The 26,253-nt window shown below is 70.1% G+C and carries 24 protein-coding genes; 8 read left to right on the top strand and 16 right to left on the bottom strand.

The window, feature by feature from the left end:
• Positions 1–7 precede the first annotated feature (7 nt).
• The 6 genes from ACIBH4_RS26880 to ACIBH4_RS26855 all read right to left on the bottom strand — a co-directional run bounded on the left by ACIBH4_RS26880 (position 8) and on the right by ACIBH4_RS26855 (position 4,896).
• Positions 8–361 (bottom strand): cytidine deaminase, encoded by a 354-nt coding sequence (locus ACIBH4_RS26880; protein ID WP_362501356.1) that lies wholly within the window; start codon positions 359–361, stop codon positions 8–10.
• 95 nt (positions 362–456) lie between these two features.
• On the bottom strand, positions 457–1,026 hold the full coding sequence (locus ACIBH4_RS26875; RefSeq protein WP_362501354.1) for a hypothetical protein: 570 nt from the start codon (positions 1,024–1,026) through the stop codon (positions 457–459).
• 472 nt (positions 1,027–1,498) lie between these two features.
• On the bottom strand, positions 1,499–2,800 hold the full coding sequence (locus ACIBH4_RS26870; RefSeq protein ID WP_362501352.1) for a hemolysin family protein: 1,302 nt from the start codon (positions 2,798–2,800) through the stop codon (positions 1,499–1,501).
• Positions 2,797–3,279 carry an rRNA maturation RNase YbeY gene (gene ybeY, locus ACIBH4_RS26865; protein WP_344742683.1) on the bottom strand — a complete coding sequence of 161 codons (483 nt, stop codon included), beginning with the start codon at positions 3,277–3,279 and terminating at the stop codon, positions 2,797–2,799. The genes ACIBH4_RS26870 and ybeY overlap by 4 nt, the downstream gene beginning before the upstream one ends.
• A 109-nt stretch (positions 3,280–3,388) precedes the next feature.
• Positions 3,389–4,453: a PhoH family protein gene (locus ACIBH4_RS26860; protein WP_362501349.1), complete on the bottom strand. Its 1,065-nt coding sequence runs from the start codon at positions 4,451–4,453 to the stop codon at positions 3,389–3,391.
• 92 nt (positions 4,454–4,545) lie between these two features.
• On the bottom strand, positions 4,546–4,896 hold the full coding sequence (locus ACIBH4_RS26855; RefSeq protein ID WP_350944844.1) for a histidine triad nucleotide-binding protein: 351 nt from the start codon (positions 4,894–4,896) through the stop codon (positions 4,546–4,548).
• A gap of 284 nt (positions 4,897–5,180) precedes the next feature.
• Between ACIBH4_RS26855 and ACIBH4_RS26850 the strand changes: the two genes are divergently transcribed.
• Both ACIBH4_RS26850 and ACIBH4_RS26845 read left to right on the top strand, forming a co-directional pair.
• Positions 5,181–5,660, top strand: a complete 480-nt coding sequence (locus ACIBH4_RS26850) for a SigE family RNA polymerase sigma factor (protein WP_043655278.1) — start codon at positions 5,181–5,183, stop codon at positions 5,658–5,660.
• Positions 5,657–6,358, top strand: coding sequence for a hypothetical protein (locus ACIBH4_RS26845; RefSeq protein ID WP_362501347.1), 702 nt, complete (start codon positions 5,657–5,659; stop codon positions 6,356–6,358). The genes ACIBH4_RS26850 and ACIBH4_RS26845 overlap by 4 nt, the downstream gene beginning before the upstream one ends.
• 123 nt (positions 6,359–6,481) lie before the next feature.
• Here ACIBH4_RS26845 and ACIBH4_RS26840 read toward each other — a convergent pair whose 3' ends face one another.
• The 3 genes from ACIBH4_RS26840 to hrcA all read right to left on the bottom strand — a co-directional run bounded on the left by ACIBH4_RS26840 (position 6,482) and on the right by hrcA (position 9,561).
• Positions 6,482–7,213 carry a 16S rRNA (uracil(1498)-N(3))-methyltransferase gene (locus ACIBH4_RS26840; RefSeq protein ID WP_362501345.1) on the bottom strand — a complete coding sequence of 244 codons (732 nt, stop codon included), beginning with the start codon at positions 7,211–7,213 and terminating at the stop codon, positions 6,482–6,484.
• Positions 7,214–7,390: 177 nt separating this feature from the next.
• Positions 7,391–8,533, bottom strand: coding sequence for a molecular chaperone DnaJ (gene dnaJ / locus ACIBH4_RS26835; RefSeq protein WP_350944566.1), 1,143 nt, complete (start codon positions 8,531–8,533; stop codon positions 7,391–7,393).
• A 14-nt stretch (positions 8,534–8,547) separates the two neighbouring features.
• Positions 8,548–9,561 (bottom strand): heat-inducible transcriptional repressor HrcA, encoded by a 1,014-nt coding sequence (hrcA, locus tag ACIBH4_RS26830; RefSeq protein ID WP_362502214.1) that lies wholly within the window; start codon positions 9,559–9,561, stop codon positions 8,548–8,550.
• Positions 9,562–9,743: 182 nt separating this feature from the next.
• Between hrcA and ACIBH4_RS26825 the strand changes: the two genes are divergently transcribed.
• Genes ACIBH4_RS26825 through ACIBH4_RS26815 form a run of 3 tightly spaced genes read left to right on the top strand, consistent with a single transcriptional unit; the run spans position 9,744 to position 12,119 of the window.
• Positions 9,744–10,553 (top strand): hypothetical protein, encoded by an 810-nt coding sequence (locus ACIBH4_RS26825; RefSeq protein WP_362501343.1) that lies wholly within the window; start codon positions 9,744–9,746, stop codon positions 10,551–10,553.
• A gap of 57 nt (positions 10,554–10,610) precedes the next feature.
• Positions 10,611–11,426, top strand: a complete 816-nt coding sequence (locus ACIBH4_RS26820) for a DUF3097 domain-containing protein (RefSeq protein ID WP_362501341.1) — start codon at positions 10,611–10,613, stop codon at positions 11,424–11,426.
• A gap of 24 nt (positions 11,427–11,450) precedes the next feature.
• On the top strand, positions 11,451–12,119 hold the full coding sequence (locus tag ACIBH4_RS26815; protein WP_362501339.1) for a DUF4870 domain-containing protein: 669 nt from the start codon (positions 11,451–11,453) through the stop codon (positions 12,117–12,119).
• Between the two features lie 34 nt (positions 12,120–12,153).
• Here ACIBH4_RS26815 and hemW read toward each other — a convergent pair whose 3' ends face one another.
• The gene (gene hemW, locus ACIBH4_RS26810) at positions 12,154–13,365 is read right to left on the bottom strand and encodes a radical SAM family heme chaperone HemW (RefSeq protein WP_362501337.1); all 1,212 of its coding nucleotides are present in this window, start codon (positions 13,363–13,365) and stop codon (positions 12,154–12,156) included.
• Positions 13,366–14,011: 646 nt separating this feature from the next.
• Here hemW and ACIBH4_RS26805 point away from each other — a divergent pair.
• Positions 14,012–15,298, top strand: coding sequence for a glycoside hydrolase family 18 protein (locus ACIBH4_RS26805; protein ID WP_362501335.1), 1,287 nt, complete (start codon positions 14,012–14,014; stop codon positions 15,296–15,298).
• A gap of 68 nt (positions 15,299–15,366) precedes the next feature.
• Here the strand turns inward: ACIBH4_RS26805 and lepA are convergent, their stop codons facing one another.
• Positions 15,367–17,238, bottom strand: coding sequence for a translation elongation factor 4 (gene lepA / locus ACIBH4_RS26800; RefSeq protein ID WP_362501333.1), 1,872 nt, complete (start codon positions 17,236–17,238; stop codon positions 15,367–15,369).
• A gap of 41 nt (positions 17,239–17,279) precedes the next feature.
• On the opposite strand from lepA, the gene ACIBH4_RS26795 reads away from it, so the two are divergent.
• Complete coding sequence (locus ACIBH4_RS26795) at positions 17,280–18,281, top strand: hypothetical protein (RefSeq protein ID WP_362501331.1); 1,002 nt, start codon at positions 17,280–17,282, stop codon at positions 18,279–18,281.
• A gap of 168 nt (positions 18,282–18,449) precedes the next feature.
• Complete coding sequence (rpsT, locus tag ACIBH4_RS26790) at positions 18,450–18,722, top strand: 30S ribosomal protein S20 (protein WP_362501329.1); 273 nt, start codon at positions 18,450–18,452, stop codon at positions 18,720–18,722.
• A 132-nt stretch (positions 18,723–18,854) separates the two neighbouring features.
• Here rpsT and holA read toward each other — a convergent pair whose 3' ends face one another.
• The 5 genes from holA to hutI form a co-directional block, all read right to left on the bottom strand.
• Positions 18,855–19,826 carry a DNA polymerase III subunit delta gene (holA, locus tag ACIBH4_RS26785; RefSeq protein WP_362501327.1) on the bottom strand — a complete coding sequence of 324 codons (972 nt, stop codon included), beginning with the start codon at positions 19,824–19,826 and terminating at the stop codon, positions 18,855–18,857.
• A gap of 178 nt (positions 19,827–20,004) precedes the next feature.
• Positions 20,005–22,467 carry a ComEC/Rec2 family competence protein gene (locus tag ACIBH4_RS26780; protein ID WP_362501324.1) on the bottom strand — a complete coding sequence of 821 codons (2,463 nt, stop codon included), beginning with the start codon at positions 22,465–22,467 and terminating at the stop codon, positions 20,005–20,007.
• A gap of 262 nt (positions 22,468–22,729) precedes the next feature.
• Positions 22,730–23,611: a ComEA family DNA-binding protein gene (locus ACIBH4_RS26775; protein WP_362501322.1), complete on the bottom strand. Its 882-nt coding sequence runs from the start codon at positions 23,609–23,611 to the stop codon at positions 22,730–22,732.
• A gap of 295 nt (positions 23,612–23,906) precedes the next feature.
• Positions 23,907–24,767: a DegV family protein gene (locus ACIBH4_RS26770; RefSeq protein WP_362501320.1), complete on the bottom strand. Its 861-nt coding sequence runs from the start codon at positions 24,765–24,767 to the stop codon at positions 23,907–23,909.
• A 108-nt stretch (positions 24,768–24,875) separates the two neighbouring features.
• Entirely contained in the window at positions 24,876–26,084 is a 1,209-nt protein-coding gene (gene hutI, locus ACIBH4_RS26765; protein ID WP_362501318.1) for an imidazolonepropionase, read from the bottom strand.
• Positions 26,085–26,253 lie beyond the last annotated feature (169 nt).

The raw sequence follows: 26,253 nt of genomic DNA, 5'->3' as shown, positions 1-26,253 counted from the left end.
ACCGGACTCAGTTCTGACGCGGTGTCCCGTCGGGACCGGCCACGAGCACGGTCCCACCGCCCAGGTCACGGACCGCCCCCGTGTCGGCATCGGAGGGGCCTTCACCCGCCGTGACCAGCGCGGCGGCCTCCAGTGACTCCGCTCCGCTGGAGACGGCCATCGCCACGGCGACCTGGAGCGCGGAGAGGGTCAGTGACGGCAGCGCCACGTTGGTCGCCGAGTAGGTCCTGCCGGTCTCGTCCCGCACGGCGGCCCCCTCCGCGGCGCCGTTGCGGGCACGGGCCGAACGGGCCAGCACGATGATCTTCTTGTCCTCGGGATCGAGGGTCGCGTCACTCACGGCACAAGGGTATTCAGCCATCGCCCCTCACCGCGACCCGGGCTCGCCCCGGCGGGGTTCTCCTGGCGAGCGGCGGCCGCCCCCTGCCGGTGCCCCCGCTCGTACGGCGCCCCCTTTCACGCGCCGGCCTCGTCGACCAGCAGGCGGGCGAGCTGCCCGGTACGCGTGGCGTCGACCTCCCTCACCCCGGCGTGCACCAGCGAGATCAGGGTGTGGCCGCTGAGCGCGAACACCAGGTGGATCTCGTACGGGTATCCGTCCAGCCTGCCGTTCAACCGCCTCGCCCGCACCCCGTCACCGACCCCGCTCAAATCCAGGTCCAGGTCGGAGACCCTGAAGGCGGTGCCGCGACCCGCCGTGGGCGTGCGCACGACAGGGCAGCCGCCCAGCGCCTCGGCGAGCTCACCGAAGTGGAGTGCGGCGTCGTCACCCTCGTAGGAGGCCAGGCCGAACCCGGCCAGCTCCCCGACCCCGTCGCCCTGGTAGGTCACGGCGGCCCGTGCTCCCAGCGCCCGCTTCGGCGGCCTGCCTCCGGCGGCGTCGAGGACGAGCCTGCAGTCCTCGTCGACGGCTTTGAAGGGGGCGTGCCAGCCGGCGCGCGGGCGCGCCGTGAACCCGTCCGGCAGTCCTCGTGCCTCGCCGAGTACCGCCCGCAGTCGGTTCAGCTCTGCGGCGCGGTCCGGCACACCGTCCTTTTCCTCCTCGCCGCACCCGACCAAAACACCCGACAAAAGTCCACACAACGCTACAAAAACGACAAAACTCATCCCCCGTGTCATGACCATTCCCCCGATGTCATGTGCGAGGCGTCCCCGTCCCCACCGACCCGCTTTCTTCCCCATCGGCAAAAGCGGCAATCATTCGATAAACGCCTAAGGGTGCCCTCAACCGCACTTCACGGTCGAGAACACCCTTGTGCGAGTCACGCAGAACAGCCTCGGAGCTCTGCGTGACTCTGTCTCCCCTTGAGGCCGATCCCTCGCACCGCGAACCCCTCCGGGCACCGGGACCTTCCCCACCGACTCCCGCGCGACCGGGTGCCGTGAGAGAAGAGTCGCGCGTCCCGGTTGCGAGAAGCTTGCGAACGGCTTGTAAACGGATAATCCACCCGAGACGCATGGGGCGCCTCCCCGGGCCACCACGGCGGCCCGGGGCCCCTCACTGGTCGGCGGAGGCCGAGACCGAGTCGGGCTCGGCGGGAACGGCCCTGGTGACGAGGACCGTGCCGATCCGGTTACGACGCCCGGCGAGGCTCTCGGCCGTCAGGCTGAGACCCTCCACCACCGCGTGGGAACCGGCGATCGGCACCCGGCCCAGCGCGTGCGCCAGCAGCCCTCCGACGGTCTCGACGTCGTCGACCTCGAGCTCGATGCCGAACAGGTCTTCCAGGTCGCTCACCGGGAGCCTCGCGGTCACCCGGACCGCGCCGCCCTCCAGCGGCTCCACCCTGGGCGCCTCCTGGTCGTACTCGTCGGTGATCTCACCGACGATCTCCTCCAGGATGTCTTCGATGGTGACCAGGCCGGCCGTGCCGCCGTACTCGTCGATGACGATGGCCTGGTGGATCTGGCGGGCCTGCATCTCACGGAGAAGCTGGTCGATCGGCTTGCTCTCCGGCACGTAGGTGGCCGGGCGCATGAGGGACTCCACCGGCTCGGCACGCCCCTCGTCACCGGTGTCCTGCACCCGGCGCGCGATGTCCTTGAGGTAGGCGATGCCGATGACGTCGTCCTCGTTCTCACCGACCACGGGGATCCGCGAGAAACCGCTGCGCAGAGCGAGCGACAGGGCCTGGTTCAGCGTCTTGCCGCGCTCGATGAACACCATGTCGGTGCGGGGCACCATGACCTCACGGGCCAGGGTGTCACCGAGCTCGAAGACCGAGTGGATCATCTCCCGCTCGTCGGGCTCGATCACCCTGCGCTCCTCGGCCAGGTCGACCAGGTCGCGCAGCTCGGCCTCCGAGGTGAAGGGCCCCTCACGGAAGCCCTTGCCGGGCGTCACGGCGTTGCCGAGCAGGATGAGCAGCTTGGGCAGGGGACCGAAGATCCGGGTCAGCCCGTAGACCAGGGGCGCGCTCGCGAGCGCGATCGGCTCCGCGTGCTGACGCCCCAGCGTGCGCGGGGAGACCCCGACGATCACGTAGCTGATGACGATCATGACGACCGCGGCGGCGGCGTAGGCACCGCCCCGGTCACCGAGCCAGTCGATGAAGAGCAGCGTGGCGATCACCGTGGCGACCAGCTCGCAGCTCAACCGGAGCAGGAGCAGCAGGTTCAGGTAGCGCGGCGGGTCGGCGACGATGGCCTGCAGGCGCTCGGCGCCCCGGCGGCCTTCGCGGCAGAACTCCTCCGCGCGAACCCTTGAGATGCGGGTCAGGGCCGTCTCCGCGCTGGCGATCAACCCGCCGACCACGACGAGGACGACGGCCGCGAACAACCACCCGTTGGCGAGGTTCACCGCTGGGGGCGCACCTCCCGCCACGACTCCAGAAGCTCGCCCTGAAGGCCGAACATCTCCTTGTGCTCCTCGGGCTCGGCGTGGTCGTATCCGAGCAGGTGGAGGATGCCGTGCGTGCACAGCAGCTCCAGCTCGGCCTCGGTGCCGTGCCCGGCCTCGGCCCCCTGCTTGGCGGCCACCTGCGGGCAGAGCACCACGTCGCCGAGGAGCGCCGGGTCGGTGGGCGCGTCGCCCTCCTGCCTCGCCCCCGCACCTGGCCCGGGGCGCAACTCGTCCATCGGGAAGGCGAGCACGTCGGTGGGGCCGGGCTCGCCCATCCACTGCTCGTGCAGCACCGACATCGCCTCTTCGTCGACGACCAGGATCGACAGCTCGGCGAGCGGGTTGATGCCCATCCGCTCCAGCACATGCCCCGCGAGCGAGACGATGAGCCCTTCGTCGATCTCGACACCGGACTCGTTGTTGACCTCGACGCTCATCGGGCGCTCCCCGCTCCCCGCTCACCACGCGGCCGGCTCGTGCCCCGCGCCCCGATCGGTTTCCCGCGCCGGAGTCGCTCCACGCTCATCGCTTCTCGACCGGCCGTTCTCATGATCTCCCTCGGGGACGTTTGACCACGCCCTTGATCTGCTCCACCGCGCTGCTCTGGCGCTGCGTCTCGTCGTAGCGTCCGTACGCGTCCACGATGTCTCCCACCAGCTTATGCCGCACCACGTCGGCGCTGGTCAGGCGGCTGAAGTGGATGTCGGAGATGCCGTCGAGGATGTCCTGGACGACCCGGAGGCCGCTCTGCGTGCCGTTCGGCAGGTCGACCTGGGTGACGTCACCGGTGACAACGATCTTCGAGTTGAAGCCCAGCCGCGTCAGGAACATCTTCATCTGCTCCGGCGAGGTGTTCTGCGCCTCGTCCAGGATGATGTAGGCGTCGTTGAGCGTACGGCCGCGCATGTAGGCCAGGGGGGCGACCTCGATCGTGCCCGCGGCCATCAGCCTGGGGATCGAGTCGGGGTCGAGCATGTCGTGCAGCGCGTCGTAGAGCGGGCGCAGATAGGGATCGATCTTCTCGTAGAGCGTGCCTGGCAGGAAGCCCAGCCTCTCGCCCGCCTCGACGGCGGGGCGGGTGAGGATGATCCGGTTGACCTTCTTCTCCTGGAGGGCCTTCACGGCCTTCGCCATGGCGAGGTAGGTCTTGCCCGTACCGGCCGGACCGATGCCGAAGACGACGGTGAACTTGTCGATCGCGTCGACATAACGCTTCTGGTTCACGGTCTTCGGGCGGATGGTCCGGCCCCGCGAGGAGATGATGTCCAGAGAGAGCACCTCGGCGGGCCTGTCGGAGGTCATCCGCAGCATCGCGATGCTGCGCTCGACCGCGTCGGCCGTGAGCTGCGCGCCCCCGCGGACGAGTTCGGACATCTCCTCGAAGAGCCGCACCACGGTGCTGCTCTCCTCGGGGCTGCCGGTGACGGTGATCTCGTTGCCCCGGACGTGGATGTCGGCGCGGAAGGCGCCCTCGATGACGCGCAACAACTCGTCGCGCGAGCCCAGCAGGCTGACCATCGACTGATCGTCCGGAATAACCACCTTCGCCTGGGTCCGGCTGGCACCCCGGGACCTCTGCGGCGTTCTGCTGGAATCGTTTGTCTCGGACATGAGCGGGCCTTACGGCCTGTTCGCCTCCAGATATAGGCGCGGAACTTCAACGCCATGCTATCCGCGATCGTCAAGATCACGCCTACCGGTTTTCAGCCGGGCGGCCACTGCAGGCCCCGCCCGCCGATCACGTGTCCGTGCACGTGGAAGACGGTCTGGCCGGCACCGGGCCCGGTGTTGAACACCAGCCGGTAGCCCGACTCGGCGACCCCCTCCAGCAGGGCGACCTCGTGCGCGGCCTTGATCACCTCGTCGGCCAGGCCGTGGTCGGCCGCGGCGAGGGCCGCCGCGTCCCTGTAATGGTCCTTGGGGATCACCAGCACGTGGGTCGGCGCCTGGGGATTGACATCGCGGAAGGCCAGCGCGCGATCGGTCTCATAGACGATCTCCGCGGGAATCTCCTTGGCCACGATCCTGCAGAACAGGCAGTCGGCTTCGCTCACCATGACAGGCACCATACCGCTGAGGACGTTGTGAATCGGTGATGGTTCCCGTCCGCAAACAAAGATCCGCCCGGATATGGTGGGTGTGCAAAACTTCAACCACGACAGCCCTTTGCGCACAGCAATATATGGCCGCCTGGCGAGGACACGACTGGGTCATGCCCCCTAATGAACCGGAAGAGCGTAAACCCTCTGGGAAGGCCAAGCGTCCCACTGATGTGACCACCGAGACCCTCGTGGCCGACAGGTCGCTCGGGGCGGTGCCCGTCGGATGGGATGCCGACATGGCCGTTACCGCGCTCTACAGCGCGCACTATCGGTCTCTTGTCCGTCTCGCCGTCTTGCTCGTCCGCGATATGGCAACCGCGGAGGAGGTCGTGCAGGACGCGTTCGTCGCCATCCATGGCGCCTGGCGCCGACTGCGCGACACCGACAAGGCACTGGCCTACCTGCGACAGTCGGTCGTCAACCGATCACGTTCGGTGCTTCGGCATCGGGCGGTCGTCGAGAAGTACGCGCCCAAGGGCATGCCCGACGCGCCGAGCGCCGAGAACGGCGCGATCGGCGAGTTCGAGCGTTCCGCCGTCATCGAAGCGCTGCGCGGGTTGCCCGCACGCCAGCGGGAGGCCCTGGTCCTGCGTTACTACGGAGACCTGTCCGAGGCGCAGATCGCCCACGCGATGGGCATCAGCAAAGGCGCGGTCAAGAGCCACACGGCTCGTGGCATGGCCGCCCTACGAACCTCACTGGAGCAACTGTCATGACCGACTCCCCGGATGAGTACGGCGAGCTGCTTCGCCGCGCGCTCAGCGCGGAGGCGAACTCGGTCGTTCCCTCCCCGGACGGGCTGGAGATAATCCGCGGCCGCATCGAGCGGCGGGGGCTCCGCGGGCTGATGTGGTGGCGTGCCGGAGCCTCCGTCGCCGGTGCGGTCCTCGTCGCGGCGACCGTCGTCATGGTGGTTCCCCAGTTCCGCGAACAGGTGATCCCCCAAGTGAGCACCGAAGGGGTCAAATACGCCGAGTCGACTCCTCCCGTCGACGGGTCCGCCACCTCTCGCCCCCCTGCGGCCTCCTCGCAGCCACCGTCCGCCCACGCCCCGCTTCCCACTCTCGGCAGGTCGGGCGACCCCGACGCCACCATGCTCCCGCCGACGCCCACACCGTCCAGGAGCGCGGCCTCCAGCACCCGGCCGTCCAGGACCGGCTCCGCGCCGACGCCCCGGCCGGCACCGACGCCGACGCCCACCTGCCCCACTCCCCCCGACAGCCCTGACGTCGAGCCCAGCGGAATCATCAGCAAGTGCGAGGAGATCGAGGCGACCCCGACGCCGTCGCGATCGAGGCCACCGGCCCCCTCGGAGAGCCCGTGCTCGCCCGACGAGTGCGCCCCCTCGGGCGACGTGTCGCCCCCCATGCCGACGGAGGCGAACACTTTGGCTCCGGCCCCCATCCAGAACTAGCGCGGTAACCGGTCACGGCGAGCCCTGACCGGTTCTTTGTCTCACGGCTCCCGAGACCTCACGGCGCGGATCCCCCGGGACCCGTGGCCGCCGTGGGGTCGACCGCGCGCCGGCAGGGGCGCCCTACCAGCGGCCACTGCGCGTCTGGAGCACCGCCGCCGCGACGACCCCGGCCGTCGAGGTGCGCAGCACCGTCGGCCCGAGCAGCGCAGGCACCGCCTTGGCCTCGCGGAACGCGGCGATCTCCTCCGCCGACACCCCGCCCTCGGGTCCGACCACCACGACGATGTCGCCCCCCGCGGGGAGAGGCAGGCCGGACAGCGGAGAGGCGGCCTCCTCGTGCAGCACGACGCCCAACGCCGCCGCCGAAAGCAGGCCGGCCACCTTCGCGGTGGACGCGAGCTCCGTCACCTCCGGCAGGTGAAAGCGGCGCGACTGCTTGCCCGCCTCGCGCGCCGTGGAGCGCCAGCGGGCCAGCGCCTTGGCCGCCCGCTCGCCCTTCCACTGGGTGACGCACCTCGCCGCGGCCCAGGGGACGATCACGTCGACCCCCGCCTCGGTCATCATCTCCACGGCCAGCTCGCCCCGGTCGCCCTTGGGCAGGCCCTGGACCACGACCAGGCGCGGCGACGGCACGGGCACCTCGTGGCGGCGCAGCACCTCGACCCGGAGCGAGTCTCTGCTCGCCTCGGTCACCACACACTCGGCGACGGAGCCCGCCCCGTCGGTCAGGTCGAGCCGCTCACCCGCCCGCAGCCGCCGTACGGCCGCCGCGTGGCGTCCTTCGGGACCGCCGAAGACGAACTCCGGCCTGGCCAGGTCGGCCGGGTCCGCCAGGAAGACCGGAACGGTCATGGGCCGTCTGGGCGGACCGCGCCGAGGTGTCCCCGACAACGTGACCGGGATGAGGCCTCGGGACGGACCCGACGCCCCGGCCGGGAGCCTGCCGCGAAGACACGACCGGGCAGGGTGCGGGCCGGACCGTGACGACGCGACCGGGAGCGGAGCGGAGCGGCGGCCGTTGAACCCTGGTCAGCGGCCATTGAAAGCGTCCCGCAGGCGGGAGAAGAAGCTCTGCTGCCCGGGGGCGAACTTACCGGGCGGGCGCTCCTCACCGCGGAGCCTGGCGAGCTCCTTCAGGAGCGCCTCCTGCTCCGCGTCGAGGCGGGCGGGGGTCTCCACGTTCACATGGATCAGCAGGTCGCCTCGGCCCGTCTCGTTCAGCCGTTGCACGCCCCGCCCGTAGAGGGGAATCGTCTGCCCGGACTGCGTGCCGGGACGGATGTCGAGCTCCTCGGCGCCGTCGAGCGTCTCCATGGTCAGGATGGTGCCGAGCGCGGCCGCGGTCATCGGGATCTGCACGGTGCAGTGCAGGTCGTCGCCGCGCCTCTCGAAGATCTCGTGGGGACGCTCGACGATCTCCAGGAACAGGTCTCCGGGCGGACCCCCGCCCGGGCCGATCTCGCCTTCGCCGGCGAGCTGGATGTGGGTGCCGTCCTCGACGCCGGCCGGGATGCGGACCTTGATGGTCCGCCGGGTGCGGACCCGGCCGTCACCCGAGCACTCCTGGCAGGGGTTGCGGATGATCGATCCGAAGCCGCCGCACTGGGGGCAGGGGCGGGAGGTCATGACCTGGCCGAGGAAGGACCGGGTGACCTGGGACACCTCTCCCCGGCCATGACACATGTCACAGGTGTCGGGGTGGGTGCCGGCCGCGGCCCCTGAGCCCGTGCAGACCTCACAGACCACGGCGGTGTCGACGACCAGCTCGCGGGTGGTGCCGAAGCCCGACTCGCGCAGGTCGAGCTCGACCCTGATGGTCGCGTTGCGCCCGCGGCGGGCACGGGAGCGGGGGCCTCGGCCACCGCCTCCACCGGCCGCGCCGAAGAAGGCGTCCATGATGTCGCTGAACGGGAAGCCGGCGCCGAAGCCTCCGGCGCCCGCACCGCCGCCCGCGGCGAACGGGTCGGCACCCATGTCGTACATCTGCCGCTTGCCGGAGTCGGACAGGACCTCGTAGGCCTGCGTGATCTCCTTGAAGCGCTCCTGAGTCTCAGGATCGGGGTTGACGTCGGGATGCAACTCGCGTGCCAGGCGGCGGTACGCCTTCTTGATCTCTTCCGCACTGGCGTCACGGCGCACCCCGAGGGTGCCGTAGTAGTCGCTCTTAGCCACTTTTCGTTGACCTCTTATGATGCAGCCAGAATCTGGCTGACGTAGCGTGCCACCGCGCGCACCGCGCCCATCGTGACCGGGTAGTCCATTCGCGTCGGGCCCAGCACACCGAGCCGGGCGAGTTGCTTGTCCCCGGAACCGTATCCAGCGGCGACGATGGATGTGCCCTGGAGTCCGGTGTAGGGGTTCTCCGAGCCGATCCGCACGGTCAGCGCGGAAAGGTCCGAGGTCTCACCGAGCAGTCGCATGAGCACGACCTGCTCTTCCAGGGCCTCCAGCACGTCGCGGAGCCCGACGGTGAAGTCGGCTCCCGCGAGGTTGGCGGCCCCGGCAAAAACGATCTTCTCATCATGCCTGTCCACCAGGGACTCAAGCAGTACGGACAGGATAGTGGCCGCGAGCGGCCGATCCTCCGCGGGCAACCGTTCCGGCAGATCGGCGACCCTGTCGGGAACGCTGGTGAGCCCGCATCCGTCGAGGGAGGCGTTGAGCATCGCGCGCAGGTGTGCCACGCGCTGCTCGTCGATGACGTCGGGCACCTCGATCACGCGCTGCTCGACCCTGCCGGTGTTGGTGATCAGCACGAACATCAGCCGGCGCTCGCTCAGCGGCACCAGCTCGACGTGCCTGACCGTCGAGTGGGTCAGCGTCGGATACTGCACCACGGCGACCTGCCGGGTGAGCTGGGCCAGCAGCCGCACCGTCCGCATGACGACGTCGTCGATGTCCACGGCGCCCGCGAGGAAACTCTCGATGGCCTTGCGTTCCGCGCTCGACAGGGGTTTCACCTGCGAGAGCCTGTCGACGAAGAGCCGGTAGCCCTTGTCGGTGGGCACCCGGCCGGCGCTGGTGTGGGGTTGGGCGATGTAGCCCTGCTCCTCCAGCATCGCCATGTCGTTACGGATCGTCGCCGGGGACACCCCCAGGTTGTGCCGGTCCGCGAGAGCCTTCGACCCCACCGGTTCGTTGGTGGACACGTAGTCCTCGACGATGGCGCGGAGCACGGCGAGCTTGCGGTCGTCGACCAACGTGGTCACCTCCCTGCCTGCGTTCAGAGGGAAACACGAGGCTTGGCACTCTGTGTTCCCGAGTGCCAAGTGTACGGCCCCCGCACGGAAGGCGCGATAAGCGAAAGCGGTGAATGATGACGGCAAGCCTTTGTCAAGTCAACTGCTATCGCGATCCAAGCAGTACCCACCACAATTTGCACATGTCCAACGATTTCGGTTCTTATCCGGGCGACGCCTCCCGCGGCCCCGGTCACGGCGGCCCTCAGCAGCCGTATGGCCAGCAGTACGGCCAGCAGCAGCCCGGCCAGCAGTACGGCCAGCAGCCGTCCGGCCAGCAGTACGGCCAGCAGTACGGCCAGCAGCCCCCCTCGTACGGTTACGCGCCTCCCGGTTACGGCGCCCCGCAGGGACCACCGCCCAGCGGAAAGATCAAGCCTGGTATCGGGTGGATCGTCGGAGTCTGGCTGCTCGCCCTGGTCAGCATCATCGTCGGCATCGGCGGCTTCGCCGGTGGCATCCTCGGCGCGGTCACCGACGCGGCCCCGACGCGGACGTTCGCCCCCGGCGAGACCGCGACGGTCGCGCTCGACCCGGCGGACAAGCCGGCGATCTACGTCGCCACCGGCGGGCCCACCAAGTTCGAGTGCACGCTCACCGGCGGTACGAGCACGCCTCGCCTGCAGAAGCCGGACGTCCAGCAGACCGTCGCGGGATCCGACGGCGTCACCTGGGAGATGGGCCTGCGGGTCGGCGTGGACCAGGCGGGCGACTACCAGGTCCAGTGCTCCGCCGACCCCGCCGACGGCACGACCTTCGGCGTGGGCAGGGAGTTGTCCGCCGACTCGCTGGTGGGCGGGGTGGCCGCCCTGTTCTTGATCCCCGGCATCGGGATCCTGCTCGCCATCGTCGTGACGATCGTCGTGCTGGTGAAGCGGAGCGGTGCCCGCAAGCGCCAGGCCGCCGCATCGTCGATGGGACAGTGGGGACAGCCGGGACCCTACGGCAGGTGACCCCGGTGTTTGCTAGCGTCCCACCTGATCCCCGGCGAGAGAGGGTGGCGGTCGGTGATGTACGAGCGTGACGTTCTGGCGGGAGACTGGCGGCGCCCGCGCAGGGGGACGATCCCCCAGGTGCCCGCGGAGCCCGACCTGGTCGTCGAGGACGCCGACGGCGGCTTCTGCGGCGCCGTGGTGGCCTGCGACAAAGAGTCCGTCACCCTGGAGGACCGCTTCGGGCGGCGGCGGGTCTTCCCGCTGGAGCCGGCGGCCTTCCTTCTGGAGGGCAAGGTCGTGACGCTCGTACGGCCCGCCGCCGCGCCGCGCGGCCCGAGGCGGAGCGCGTCGGGTTCCATCGCGGTCGAGGGCCTGCGGGCCCAGGTCGCGAAGGAGAGCCGGATCTACGTGGAGGGCGTGCACGACGCCGCGCTCGTGGAAAAGGTCTGGGGGCACGACCTGCGGGTCGAGGGCGTGGTCGTGGAGTATCTGGAGGGGGTCGACCACCTGCCCTCGATCGTCGAGGAGTTCGGCCCGGGGCCGGGGCGACGGCTGGGTGTGCTCGTCGACCACCTCGTCCCCGGTTCCAAGGAGAGCCGGATCGCCGCGCGGATCTCCTCACCGCACGTACTGATCGTCGGGCACCCGTTCGTGGATGTCTGGCAGGCGGTCAGACCGCACGTGCTCAGGATCCCCTCCTGGCCGTCGGTGCCCCGCGGGGTGCCCTGGAAGGAGGGTGTCATCGCCGCCCTGGGCTGGAATGTGGAGCCCGCCGACGCATGGCGCCGCATTCTCGGATCGGTCACGACATATGCCGATCTGGAGCCAGAGCTCCTCGGCCCCGTCGAGGAGCTGATCGACTTCGTGACGGTTCCGGACGAGGACGGATAGGCCGTCGACCCATCAGGAGGGGACATGAGCGAGAACCCCGAAGGCCCACCGGCCGACGACCCGACGCGGCGGGTCGGCAAGCCCCCGCCAGACCACTCCTGGCCGGGGCAGAGCACCCCACCCCCGGGCCGGGGACACGTTCCGCCGGACCAGGGATACGGACCTGGTGGCCAGGGTCACCCCCCGCAGGGCCAGGAATACGGATCCCACGGGCAACCGGACCAGCGCTACGGGGGCTACCCGCCGCCCACCTCCCCGTACACCCCCGACGACTACCAGGGTGGTTACCAGCACGGATACCCCGAATACGGGGCGTACGGCCCCCCGCCGAGATACGGCTACCAGGCGCCCCCTGGGACGTACGGCCCGCGACCGGGCAGCGACGACACCACCATGGCGATGCTCGCCCACCTGCTGGGCCTGCTCACCTCCTTCGTCGGGCCGCTGGTGCTCTATCTGGCGAAGAAGGACGAGTCGCCCTACGCGCGCGACCAGGCCGCAGAGGCGCTCAACTTCCAGCTCACGGTGCTGATCGCCTACGCCGTCTGCTGGGTCCTGGCGTTCGTGTTCATCGGTTTCCTGCTGATGTTCTTCCTCTGGGTCGGATCGATCGTCATGGCGATCGTCGCCGCGCTGGCGGCCTACCGGGGAGAGGCCTACCGCTATCCGATAAACATCCGCTTCGTCGGCTGACCCGTCCGGCGGACCGGCCGGTGCCCCGGAGCTCTCAGGTGAGATCGCGGACCAGGGCGTCCGCCAGGAGGCGACCGCGCAGGGTGAGCACCGCGCGGCCCGCCTTGAACGGCTCCACCTCCAGCAGGCCGTCGGCGAGCGCGCGGGCGACCACGGGCGGGCGTTCCAGCTCGCCGAGCGGGAAACCCCGGGCGAGCCGCAGCTCCAGCATCAGCCGCTCCACCGCCCTGTCCCGAGGGCCCAGCACCTCGCGCGCGTGCGCGGGCGAGATGCCCTCGGCCAGACGCCGGGCGTAGGCGGCGGGGTGCTTCACGTTCCACCAGCGGGTGCCGCCGACGTGGCTGTGCGCCCCGGGACCGACGCCCCACCAGTCGCCGCCGGTCCAGTAGAGCAGATTGTGCCGGCAGCGCCCGGCCTCCGAGGTCGCCCAGTTGGACACCTCGTACCACTCGAACCCCGCCTCGGCCAGCATGGCGTCGGCGATCAGGTAACGGTCGGCGGCCACGTCGTCGTCGGGCATCGGGAGCTCGCCGCGCCTGATCCTGGCGGCCAGCTTCGTCCCGTCCTCGACGATCAGCGAGTACGCGGAGACGTGGTCCGGCCCCGCCTCGATCGCCGCGGCCAGCGACGCGCGCCAGTCGTCGTCGCTCTCCCCCGGCGTGCTGTAGATCAGGTCGAGGTTGACGTGGTCGAACCCCGCCTCCCTCGCCTCCCGTACGGCCCGCGCGGGGCGGCCCGGGGTGTGGCGGCGGTCCAGCACCTGGAGCACGTGCTCGCGGGCGCTCTGCATCCCGAAGCTCATCCGGTTGAACCCGCCCGCGCGCAACTCCGCCAGGTAGGCGGGATCCACCGACTCGGGGTTGGCCTCGGTGCTCACCTCGGCGCCGGGGGCGAGCCCGAACTCCTCCTCGATCGCCTTCAGGATCCGTACCAGATCCCCGGCGGGGAGCAGGGTGGGGGTTCCCCCGCCGAAGAACACGGTCTCGACCGGGAGACGCGCGGCGCCGAGGTTGGCCCGCGCCCGCCGCACCTCCTCGACGGCGGTGTCCGCGTAGTCCTTCTGCGAGGCGCCGGGGCCGAGCTCGGACGCCGTGTAGGTGTTGAAGTCGCAGTAACCGCACCGGGTCACGCAGAAGGGGACGTGGACGTAGAAGCCGAAGGGCCGCTCGCCGAGTCCGGCGAGCGCGCTCTTCGGGAGCTCACCGGAGGCGGGTACGGGATCCCCGTCGGGAAGTGTGGATGGCACGCCCCAAGTCTGCCGCTTCCCCCACGATGCCCGGTACGCCGAAGATCCGACGCTCAGGGACACCGAACGGCTCGAAGCCGAGCCGCCGGCTTCGAGCCTCGGCCCTGCCTATCGACCGGAGTCGCCGCCGTCGGCGAGAACCGTGGCCGGCGCGACCGGGGGCCAGACCTTGCGGTCCTCGCGAGGCGACCGGGCACGGCCCCTTGGAGCCGGGTCGTCCGGCACGGGCGGTTGAGGGCACTCGTCCGGCGGAAGATGCTGTTGCCAGTCGGCGGGATCCTGTCGCCACTCTTCGGGCGGGATCCTGCTCCCTCCCGGAGGGACGCCCCCCGAAGGCCGCACCGATGGGGTCTGAGCCGATGGAGCCTGGAGCGCCGGGAACCCGGCCGGCGAGGACCGGCTCACCGAGGGCAGGCCCCCCGTGGACGCCCCACACCCGGGACATCGCGACAGCCCGCGCACAGGGGTGCCACATCGGTTGCAGAACGCCTGCTGCTCCATGCCTTACCAAGGTAGTCGAAGCATCCCGCCGCCCACCGGTCAAAACGCCGATGGCCGTTGACGGCCAGATCGCGCAGGTCTACGATCCGGGAAAACTTAAAGGAAAGTTTCCTATAAGTTACTATTCCAAGCAGTGGAGAAGCCCGTGCAGAGACTCCTCCGTAAAGTGATCGCGACAGCCCTCGCCGCGGGTCTCGCGGCGGTGGCCGCGCCGGCCCCCGCCCAGGCCCTGGGGTCCCAGGGACCCCAGGGGCACGGTGACCGCTACAAGCGGGTCGCCTACTTCGTCCAGTGGGGCATCTACGGTCGCAACTACCACGTCAAGGACATGGACACCAGCGGCGCCGCGGCCAAACTGACCCACATCAACTACGCCTTCGGCTTCGTCAACGCCGAGGGCTCCTGCTACTCCCCCGACCCGTGGGCCGACTGGCAGCGCCCGGTGCCCGCCGAGCAGAGCGTGGACGGCGTCGCCGACGTCGAGGGGCAGGCGCTGAACGGCAACCTGAACCAGCTGAAGAAGCTCAAGGCCAAGCACCCCGGTCTCAAGGCGCTGATCTCCCTCGGCGGCTGGACCGGCTCGAAGTACTTCTCCGACGCGGTGCTGACCCCCCAGGGCCGCGCCAAGCTGGCCTCCTCCTGCATCGACCTGTGGCTGAAGGGCAACCTGCCCGGCACCGCCCCCGGCACCGGGGCCGGGGTGTTCGACGGCATCGACCTCGACTGGGAGTGGCCCGGCTCCTCAGGGGAGGTCGGCAACATCATCCGCCCCGAGGACAAGCGGAACTTCACCCTGTTCGTCGCCGAGATCCGCCGCCAGATGAACCAGTTCGACCAGCGCACCGAGCTGACCGCCTTCCTGCCCGCCGCCGCCGCGAAGATCGACGCGGGCTTCGAGGTCCGCGACGTCTTCAAGCAGCTCACCTTCGCCACCATCCAGGGCTATGACCTGCACGGCTCGTGGGAGACCGTCACCGGCCACAACGGCAACCTGTTCAACGACCGGCGCGACCCCCACCCGGTGAAGTACAGCGTGGACCAGACCGTCCGCGACTACCTCACGCGCGGCGCACCCGCCAAGAAGCTCGTGGTGGGCGTACCGGCGTACGGCCAGGGCTGGACCGGCGTCACCGGCGGGAAGAACGGCCTGTACGGCACCGCCACCGGCCCCGCTCCCGCCACCTACGCCGCGGGGAGCGAGGACTACAAGATCCTCGTGAAGAAGCCCGGCAAGCGCTACCGCGACCTGCTGACCGGGACCGTGTGGCTCTACGACGGCAACGAGTTCTGGTCCTACGACGACCCGGCCACGCTGCTGCAGAAGGCGGCCTACATCCGCCTGAAGGGCCTCGGCGGCTCGATGATGTGGTCCATCGACCAGGACGACACCCGGGCGTCGCTCACCTCGGCGCTCTACAGCGTCCTGCGCTGAGCGATCCCCCTTATACCGGGCGAGGCCGCAGGATCTGGATCACCAGCGGCCTCGCCCGCACGTTTCAGCTATTTCTTGGCCTTGTCCGTGGAGGACTCGGTGGACAGCGCGGCGACGAACGCCTCCTGGGGCACCTCGACACGGCCGACCATCTTCATCCGCTTCTTGCCCTCCTTCTGCTTCTCCAGCAGCTTGCGCTTTCTGGAGATGTCGCCGCCGTAGCACTTGGCGAGGACGTCCTTGCGGATGGCGCGGATGTTCTCACGGGCGATGACCCGGGCGCCGATCGCCGCCTGGATCGGCACCTCGAACTGCTGCCTGGGGATGAGCTCGCGCAGCTTCTTGGCCATCTCGACCCCGTAGGCGTACGACTTCTCCCGGTGGACGATGGCGCTGAAGGCGTCCACGGCCTCGCCCTGGAGCAGGATGTCGACCTTGACCAGGTCCGACTCCTGCTCGCCGGAGGGCTCGTAGTCCAGCGAGGCGTAACCGCGCGTACGGGACTTGAGCTGGTCGAAGAAGTCGAAGATGATCTCACCGAGCGGCATGGTGTAGCGGATCTCGACGCGGTCCTCGGACAGGTAGTCCATGCCCTGCAGGCTGCCCCGGCGGTTCTGACAGAGCTCCATGATCGCGCCGATGAACTCCGAGGGGACGAGCACGGTCGTCTTGACCATCGGCTCGAAGACCTTCTCCACCTTGCCGGTGGGGAACTCCGAGGGGTTGGTGACGACGACCTCCTTGCCGTCCTCCATGATCACTCGATAGACCACGTTGGGCGCGGTCGAGATGAGCGAGAGGTTGAACTCGCGCTCCAGCCGCTCGCGGACGATCTCCATGTGGAGCAGGCCGAGGAAGCCGCAGCGGAATCCGAAGCCAAGCGCCGCGGAGGTCTCCGGCTCGTAGTCCAGGGCGGCGTCGTTGAGCTGGAGCTTGTCCAGGGCCTCGCGCAGGTCGGGGTAGTCGTCCCCGTCGATCGGATAGAGACCCGAGAAGACCATGGGCTTGGGGTGCTCGTAACCACTGAGCGCCTGGAGGGCCGGACGCGTCACGGAGGTCACCGTGTCGCCGACCCGCGACTGGCGGACGTCCTTCACCCCGGTGATCAGGTAACCCACCTCTCCGACGCCCAGCCCCTTGTCGGCGATCTTCGGCTCGGGCGAGATGACACCGATCTCCAGCGTCTCGTGCGCCGCGGTGGTGGACATCATCAGGATGCGCTCACGCTTTCCCAGGTGGCCGTCCATCACCCGGACGTACGTGATCACACCGCGGTAGGTGTCGTACACCGAGTCGAAGATCAGCGCGCGGGCGGGCGCGTCGGCGTCACCGACCGGGGCCGGGACGTTCGAGACCACGTGGTCCAGCAGCTCGCGGACGCCGACGCCGGTCTTGCCGGAGACCCTCAGCACGTCCTCCGGCTCGCAGCCGATGAGGTGGGCGATCTCCGCGGCGTACTTCTCCGGCTGGGCGGCGGGCAGGTCGATCTTGTTGAGCACCGGGATGATCGTCATGTCGTTGTTCATCGCCAGGTAGAGATTGGCCAGCGTCTGCGCCTCGATGCCCTGCGCGGCGTCGACCAGCAGGATCGCGCCCTCGCACGCCTGGAGCGACCGGGAGACCTCGTAGGTGAAGTCGACGTGCCCGGGCGTGTCGATCATGTTGAGGACGTAGTCGGTGTCACCGACCTGCCAGGGAAGCCTGACCGCCTGCGACTTGATCGTGATGCCGCGCTCGCGCTCGATGTCCATGCGGTCGAGATACTGGGCACGCATGGAACGGTCGTCGACCACTCCGGTGATCTGCAGCATGCGATCGGCGAGCGTCGACTTGCCATGGTCGATATGCGCGATGATGCAGAAGTTGCGGAGCACAGCGGGGTCGGTCTGGCCAGGCTGAATGCGCACCGGGATCCGTTTCAACAGATTGATGACGATCATACGGCTGGCATGCCAGCCGTCTTCCATGGTGACATGTCCGGGTGATTGCCCGGACCAGAGCACGGCGCGGCCTGCGGTTCCTCGCTACGGTGGCGGCCCTGCTCCTCGCGCTTCCAGGGGTGGCCGTGGCCATCCTCACCCTGCAGTTTACCGGGACACCCGCCCCATGGGCGAAGACGACCGGCCACGACGCCCTGTGGCTGGGCCACGCGTGGGTCGACGGCCGTAAGACGGCCGACGACGTGCGGACCCTCGCCGCCCGGCTGCGAAAGACCGGGATCAAGGATGTGTACGTCCACTCCGGCCCGTTCGACTCGGACGGGACACTACCCGCCGGCGCGTATCCGAAGGCGGCCGACTTCCTGAAGTGGTGGCGCGAGGAGCTCCCCAGGGTCAGGGTGTCCGCCTGGCTCGGCCAGAAGGTCGACGGCGTTCTGGATCTCGACGACGCGGCCTCCAGGCAGCGCGTGCTGGAGGGTGCCCGTGCGATCACGGCGCTCGGTTTCGACGGCATCCACTACAACTTCGAGCCGATCGGCGACGGCGACACCGACTTCCTCGACCTGCTCACCCAGACCCGCGCGATCGTGGGCGACGGCCTGCTCTCCACCTCGACCCCGCAGATCGAGCCGTTCCCGCTCGTCCGGCCTGCCGTCCGCGCCGCCATCGGCCACGACAAGTACTGGTCGCCCGCCTACCTCCGCGAGGTCGCGAAGCTCACCGACCAGGTGGCGATCATGACCTACGACTCCTACCTCCCCTTCCCCACCGTCTACGGCGGCTACGTCGTACGACAGACCTCGCTCGCGCTGGAGATCGTCCCCGAGGAGAAGACGGTGCTGATCGGCGCCCCGGCCTATCACGACCACGGCGTCTTCTGGGCAGACGAGGCCGAGAGCGTCGAGAAGGCGGCGAGGGGCGCCCGGCTGGCGCTGACCTCGTACGGCAAGCCGCGCGAGCGGTTCGGCCTGGCGCTCTACGTCGACTTCGCCGCCACCAAGGAGGACTGGGCGGAGTACGAGAAGTTCTGGTTCAAGCCATGAGGATTCCGGCCCGAGCCATCGGGACCACACGCTAGACTGATCAGGCATCCCTCTGCCCGGCCTGTCGATTTGAGTGTCGACCACGGCAGTTGGTAGCCTAGTCAACTGCGTGTGGCGCGCCCTCTCTGCCCGCGCGCCCCATCCAACGACATTCACCGAGGCTTCTTCGTGGCGAACATCAAGTCCCAGATCAAGCGCAACCGGCAGAACGAGAAGGCCCGGCTGCGCAACAAGGCTGTCAAGTCTTCCCTGAAGACGGCCATCCGCAAGTTCCGCGAGGCCGCTGACCAGGGTAACGTCGAAGAGGCTGTCGCGCTGCAGCGCGCCGCCTCCCGCCAGCTGGACAAGGCTGCCAGCAAGGGCGTGATCCACAAGAACCAGGCCGCCAACCGCAAGTCGGCGATCGCCCAGCGCACCGCCGCCCTGTCGGCCGCCAAGTAGTCCCAGGTTCCGCGAACGCCGCATCCCAAAGGGGTGCGGCGTTCCTGCGTCTCACGTCGCCCCGGCGGCTTCATGTTCTCGCGTCGCCGCTTCCCGGCGGCCCCGTGAGGGGCTCCTCTCGTCCGTATCCGCCTAACGCCCCGTGCGACTGGCGACCACGGTCTGGACCATGTGCTCCAGCGCGTACGCGGGGTCGGCCCCGCCGCCCTTCACCTGCGCGTCGGCTGCGGCGGCCGCCTGGATGGCACGGGCGAGCCCTTCGGGCCCCCAGCCGTTCAGCTGCCGCTGGACCCGGTCGATCTTCCAGGGCGGCATGCCGAGATGGCTGGCGAGCTGACCGCCCCGGAGGTTGCGGGGAGCGCCTCCCACCTTGGCCAGCGAGCGCAGGCCCCCGGCGAGCGCGCTCACCAGCAGGACGGGGGCCGTACCCGTCGAGAGCGCCCAGCGCAGCTGCTCCAGGGCGTCGCCCAGCCGCCCCTCGACCGCCGAGTCCGCCACGGTGAAACCGCTCACCTCGGCCCTGCCCCGGTGGTAGCGCGCGACGGCGGCCTCGTCGATCGTCTTTCCGGGGGTGTCGAAGGCGAGCTGGCTGCACGCGGCGGCCAGCTCGCGCAGGTCGTTGCCCACGGCGTCGAGGAGGGCGGAGGCGGCGTCGGCCCCGATGGTGCGCCCGGCCCGCTTCAGCTCCGCCTTGACGAACGCGAGACGCTCGGCCGGTTTGGTCACCTTGGTGACGGAGACCACCTGGGCACCGGCCTTCTTGACCCCGTCGACCAGGGCCTTGCCCTTCACGCCTCCCGGGTGGACGAGGACGAGCACGGTCTCGTCCGCCGGGTGTGCCGCGTAGGAGACGACCTCGGCGATGACGTCCTTGCCGAGGTCCTGGGCCGAGCGGACGACCACCACGGACCTTTCGCCGAACAGCGAGGGCGACGTCATGCGGGTGAGCTCCCCGAGCTCCATCTTCGAGCCGGGGAGGTCGTGCACCTCGGCGGTCGGATCGGCCGCCTTCGCCGCCGAGGTCACCTCGCTCACCGCGCGGTCGGCCAGGAGTTCCTCGTCGCCGAGGATCAGGATCACGGGTGCCGGATCGATTGCCGCCATGTCGAGCAGCATGCCACGTCCCGGTGACCGGATGTGCCGTCGGCAAGCCGTTGGCAATCGAAATGCAGGTGCCACCAGGCACCCTGGGAAACACCAGAGGAGGTGAGAACCATGACAAACTCCACCATTCGCCGTCACGCCTGCCCTCGCTGCGGAACATCCCTCGACGAGGGCCCGATCATGTACCGTTGCGCGCGCTGCAGCCGGTCGGTCTACGCCGCCGATGTGGACACCGAGTTCCGCCGCCGGGCCGAAAACGGGAACTGACCCGCACCGGCGTGACCGGACCCGGAAGCCTGCCTACCTCGGTCCGGATGCCCCGAGCCGCCCGCAAACGAGTCTCCGCCCCCCTCGCGATGACGGCCAGGGCTCCCTCGCGGACCACCACGGCGAGGTCTCCCGACAGATCCGTTCGGTAGACGCGGGCGCCGAGTCGGCGCAGCGCGTTCAGGGTCGACGGGGCGGGGTGGCCGTAGCCGTTGTCCGCCCCCACGCTGATCAGGGCGGCGCGGACACCGGATGCGGCGAGGAAGCCCGGGTCGTGCCTGCCCGATCCGTGGTGCGGAACCTTGAGGATCTCGGCGGACGGCAGGCCCCGCCGGAGCAACTCCGCCTGGGCCTCGGTCTCGATGTCGCCGCTGAGCAGGGCCGCCCCCGCGGCCCAGCGGACGTGCACCACGACGCTGGCGTTGTTGACGGCCGCCCCCTCCCCCGCGCCGGGCGGGGGCGCCTCGGCCGCCGGGCCGATGACGGTGAGTTCAGAAGGCCCGAAACGCCAGCTCACACCGGGCCTCGCCGCCCACTCGACCACGTGGCGACGGGCGAGGGCGTCGCTCAGCCTCCTCCCCTCGTGCCCTCCGGCATCGTGCGGGGTCACCACCGCCGCCCCCACGACGCGTCCGCGAAAGACCCCGTCGAGCCCTCCCACATGGTCGAGATGTGGATGGGTGAGAATGACCAGCGGCACCTCTTTGATCCCCATGGAGCGCAGGCAGCGGTCCACCCGCACCGGGTCGGGGCCCGCGTCCACCACCACGGCCCGCCCCGGTCCCGCCGCGACGAGCAACGCGTCTCCCTGACCGACGTCACAGGCCAGGAGTAACCATCCGCGAGGCGGCCAGCGTGCCACGATCGGCGCGGCCACCGTCACGGCGAGAATCAGCCCGGCCAGAGCCGCGAGGGTGATCAGGCGTGACCGCCGGTGTCGCAGCACCAGCACCGCGAGCGGGACGGCAGCCGCCAGCAGGAGCAGCCCGGTGACGCCGCCCGGCCACGGGATCACGCCCAGCGGGAGGCCGGCGGCGTGCGCGGCCACCTCGATGATCCATCCGGTGGCCAGCCCCGCCGGCCGGACCAGCAACTGGGCGAGCCCCATGTGCAGAGGGGCGATCAAGGCCACCGCGAAGCCGAGCAGAGTGGCGGGGGCGACGGCCGGTCCCGCGAGCAGGTTGGCGGGAATCGCCACCGGTGCGAGCTGCCCCGACATCAGGACCAGGACGGGGGTCACAGCGGCCTGAGCCGCGGCGGCCACCGCGGTCGCCTCCGCGAGCCATCGGGGCATGCGGGCCGAGAGTCGGTCGCGCCAGCCAGGAGCGAGGACCAGGATGCCCGCGGTGGCCGCGACCGACAGGGCGAAACCGTAGGAACGCGCGAGGCCGGGAACGAAGAAGATCAACCCCAGGACCGTCACCGACAGGGCGGCGACACCGTCACGCGAGCGGCCCGCGCCGAGGGCGAGGGCGGCGACTCCGCCCATCAGGAGTGCCCTGAGCACGCTCGGCGAGGGCCGGGCGACGACCGCGAAGGCGACCATGGCCGACATCGCCAACACCGCCCGCGCCGCGAGGGGCAGCCCGGCCATTCTGGCCAGCGCGACCGCCGCCCCCGCCACGACGGCGAGGTTCGCGCCGGAGACCGCGAGCAGATGGCTGAGGCCTGCCGCCTTGAAGTCGGCCTTGACCTGCTCGTCCATCCGGGACACGTCACCGACCACCAGGCCGGGCAGCAGTCCGCGCTGCGCCGGAGGCAACACGTCGGCCGCCTCCCGCAACCCCGACCTGAGCGCCCCGGCCGCGCGCTGCTCCCAGGAGGGCCCGCTCAACACTCGCGGTGCCCCTCTGACCAGCACCACCGCCGCGAGCAACTCTCCGGGGTCGGCCCGGCCGAAGCGACCGGTGACCTCCACTCGCTGGCTGGGCAGCAGGGAGCGCCACTCGGCGCCCGAGACGAACAGCACCACCGGAGCCCGCAGCACCACCCTGCCCGTTCCCGTACCGACCGACTCGACCCGGGCAGGCACCACGAAGCTCTCCCGGAGGAAAGGCCCTCCTCTCCTGCCCGTCTCCCGCGGGTCGTCGGTCACCACCACCTCTGCCATCGCCAGGGCGTTTCTTCCCGCGAGCTCGGCGATCGGTCCCGTACCGACCGCGTGCACCCGGAAGGCCACCGATCCCGCCACCGCGGCCGCGCACCCAAGGACCGCGATCATCACGTTTCGCCGACCCGCCACTCCCGGTGGCCGGGGCAGGACGGCCACCGCCAGGGCACCTGCTGCCATGAGACCGGCCGTCACGGCACCGGTCACAGCTGAGCAGCCCAGCAGGACGAGGGCGGTGATCCATGAGGCCGCCGCCGGCAGCACCAGCTGAGCGTCATGCGCGCGCCTCCTCTTGCCGGAACCGTCCAGGCTTTCCGGCCCGCCCGAGCCGGCCGAACCGCCCGTACCTCGCGAATGACCGGAGTCGGCGGACCATCGGGGACCACCGGACCCGATGGTCCCCGATGGTCCACGCGATCCCCTGAGACTCCGAAGACCGGCGACATCGCGGCGAGCCGGGCCATCGGAGCCGCCGGCCGTGATGACCGTGGCGAACCGTGTCACGACCGCCCTCACCGCCGGCGCGTCAGACACGGACCTTGTCGCGCATCTCGGCGTACTTACGGTCGCCTATCCCGCTCACGTCGCGAAGCTCCTCGACGGTACGGAAACCACCGTGGGCGTCGCGATATTCGGCGATGCGCCGGGCGAGCACCTCACCAACGCCCGGTAACCGCTCAAGCTGCTCGGGGGTGGCCGTGTTGAGGTCGACGACGGCGGTGGCGGGATCCACGGGGTTCACCGGGTTGGGCGCCGCCCCGACGACGGCAGCGCCGGAGGGGCCGACGACGATCTGTTCGCCGTCGACGAGCCTGCGCGCGAGGTTGAGGGATCCCGTGGTGGCCGCCCCACGGATGCCCCCGGCCTTCTTGACCGCGTCGGCGACTCGGGAACCGTCCGGCAACGTGATCACTCCGGGACGCCGGACCTTACCCGTCACGTGAACGGTGAGTTCGGTGAGCGGCGCGGACTGCCGGCGTGGAGCGGTGGCGGGCGCCGACAACGGTGGCCCGGAGACCGGCACGGGTGGTGCCAAGGGCTCAGGCTCCGGTTGGGACCGCCAGGCGTAGACACCTCCCGTGACGAGGGCGATCAGGGCGACGAGAAGCAGGAGACGCAGCCCCGGACGACCGGGAACGAGCGCGGGACTCTGGATGGCCACGACCTTGCGAAGCGCCTCGAAGGACGGGGGGATCGGCGCCGAACGCAAGCGCGAGGCGGGGCTGTCGTGAACGACATCCTCTACTCCGTCATGAACGCCGGGCCGCGCGTGCCTGCCCCGGCGCGGTATGCCGCCCGGGCGGCGTGGCGAGAGCAAGGGGTCGGGGACGGATGATTCGCGCCCTGTCAGGATCCTCAGCCGCGACTCGGCTTGGAACCGCTCGATGTTCTGGCCTGTGGTCCGCACCCGCAGGACGTTACGGTGGCGGCGGCGAGCTAACTTCCACCGAATCTGGTTCTGGGGATAACCGGAAGATCGCGTGACGGAGGGTGTGGACGCCGGTCATCTGATCGGCGTGTGAGACACCAAAGGCCCGAAGATCTGCGGGCACAGAGACCTGCGGGCACAGAGACCTGCAGGCGCGGACATCGGTGGGCGTCCGGTGTCGTCCCCGTCACGACTCAGGAGACGTCAGGCTCAGGAGACGTCAGGCTCAGGAGACGTCAGGCTCAGGAGACGTCAGGCTCAGGAGACGTCAGGCTCAGGAGACGTCAGGCTCAGGAGAGGAGACGGTGATGCCGAGCATGCCGGGGCCGACATGGGCGCCGATGACCGAACCGACCTCGACGACGATGACCTCGGTGAGTGCGGAAATACGTCCCTGCAGGCGTGCGGCCAGGGCTTCCGCACGGGACCGTGCGCCGAGATGCTGGACGGCGATCTCCACCGGGCCCGTGCCCGCGGCCTCGACCGCGAGGTCTTCGAGGCGGGAGATGGCACGGCTCGCCGTACGGACCTTCTCCAGGGGGACGATCATCCCGTCGGATATGTGCAGGATCGGTTTGATCATCAGCGCCGAGCCGAGGAGGGTCTCCGCGGCGCCGATCCGGCCTCCCCTGCGGAGATGCTCCAGGGTGTCGACGTAGAAGAGGCTGCGGACCGACTCCGCCCGGCGGCGGGCGACGTCCGCCACCTCTGTCCGGGGCGCGCCCTGCGCGGCGGCGCTCGCGGCCGCGAGGACGGGGAATCCGAGACCCATGGCGATGGACCTGCTGTCGACGACGTCGACGGGAACGGGGGAGTCCTCGGCTCCCGCGCGGGCGGCCTCGACCGTACCGGACAACTCCGCCGACAGGTGGACGGAGACGATACCGCTCGCGCCTCGGGCCGCCGCTTCGCGGTAGACATCGGTGAAACGTCGCGGGGCGGGCCTGGAGGTCGTCACCCGGCCTCGTTCCCTCAGCACGTCCTCCCTGCCCGCGCCGTCGGTCCACGCCACGTCGTCGAACGACCTGCCGCCGACGACCACCTGGAGGGGCACCACGACGACTCCCAGGCTGGAGACCTCCTCCTGCGGGAGGTAGGCGGTGGAGTCCGTGATGACGGCGACCGGTGCGGGCATGTCCAGAGGCTACGTGGAGGAGATCACGCGAAGGAGACGGGGGCGACGTCAAGGAGGGATCCGGCGGGTGAGGGTTTCGGGTGCGGACCCGCCGGAGGAGGGAGGGCTCTACTGGACGGGGGTGCCGCCGCGCCAGACCCGGCGAGGCTTGAGGCCGAAGGACCAGGCGAAGGCGCCCTCGTGGTCGGCGTCCCACTGGACGATGTCGGCCAGGCGGCCGGGAGCGAGGACGCCGCGGTCGGGAGCGCCGAGGACCGTGGCGCCGCCGAGGGTGGCGGCTCGGAGGGCGTCGCCGACACTCATGCCGAAGGCCGCGACGGCGAGGCTGATGACCAGGGACATCGAGGTGATGCCGCAGTGGCCCGGATTGTGGTCACTGCCGAGAGCCACGGTGACCCCCTGGGCGAGCATCCGGCGGACCGGGGGCAGGCTGCCACGCTGGAGGGCGGTCCCGGGGCAGACCACGGCGGGGACACCGTAGCGGGCCAGGATCGCGATGTCCTCGTCGGTGGTGTGGTGGAGCAGGTCGGCGGAGGCGCAACCGAGTTCGGCGGCGAGCTGAACGGCGCCGCGTCGGCTGTAGGCGCCGGCGTGCACGCGCGGCAGCAGGCCGACGTTGCGCCCGGAGGCGAGGACCCAGCGGGCCTCCTCCGCGGTGAAGTGGCCCTCGTCGCAGTAGACGTCGACACCGTCGGCTCCCGCCGCGGCGGCGTCGGCGCACCAGGAGCCCACCGCCTCGACATAGTCGCGCTGGCGGCCGAAGTATTCGGGCGGGACGACGTGCGCGGCCATGAAGGTCACGTGGACCCGCGGCATCATCGGCTCTTTCTCCAGCTCGCGCAGGAGCCGCACGTCGGCCAGCTCACCGTCACGGGTGAGGTGATAGCCGGTCTTGGCCTCGATGGTGGTGGTGCCGCTGAGCAGCCATTCGCGGAGTCGCTCACGGACGCCGTTGCAGAGCGTCCAAGGGTCGGTGCCTCGGGTGACCGTCACGGTGGAGCCGATGCCGCCGCCCGCCGCGGTGATCGCGGAGGGGGTGGAACCGCTGGAGCGCATCGCCATCTCGGCGTAGCGGTTTCCCGCGTAGACCGGGTGGGTGTGCGCGTCGATCAGGCCGGGGGTGACCAGCGTGCCGCCCAGGTTCTCGACGTGGTCGACGTCGACGATGTCGTCGACGACACCGGGCACGCTCTGCGGAAGATCCGCGGCGCGACCGACCCAGGCGATCCGGTCGTTGTGGACGAGGATCGCCGCGTTGCTGAACACGTCGTTTCCGGTCCAGAGCCGGCCGATGTTGGTCAGGAGGCGGACCGTCATCGCATCACCGCCTTGTGTTCAGGGGAAGACACCTGAAGGAGCACCGCACCCGGACAGGGCGGGCCGCTCCGCGCGGCGCCGAGCACCGCACCCTTCGAGCCCGCTGTGAGTCCGGACGGCATCGGGGGTCTCCTGCTCTCATCCGCGTGTCTGTTGTGCGGCGACAGTA

Origin of the sequence: Streptosporangium sp. NPDC050284 (assembly GCF_044459525.1) — a bacterium.
Taxonomy (GTDB): domain Bacteria; phylum Actinomycetota; class Actinomycetes; order Streptosporangiales; family Streptosporangiaceae; genus Streptosporangium.
The sequence above is the reverse complement of the archived record's forward strand: the minus strand, read 5'-3'. Positions and strand labels throughout refer to the sequence as shown.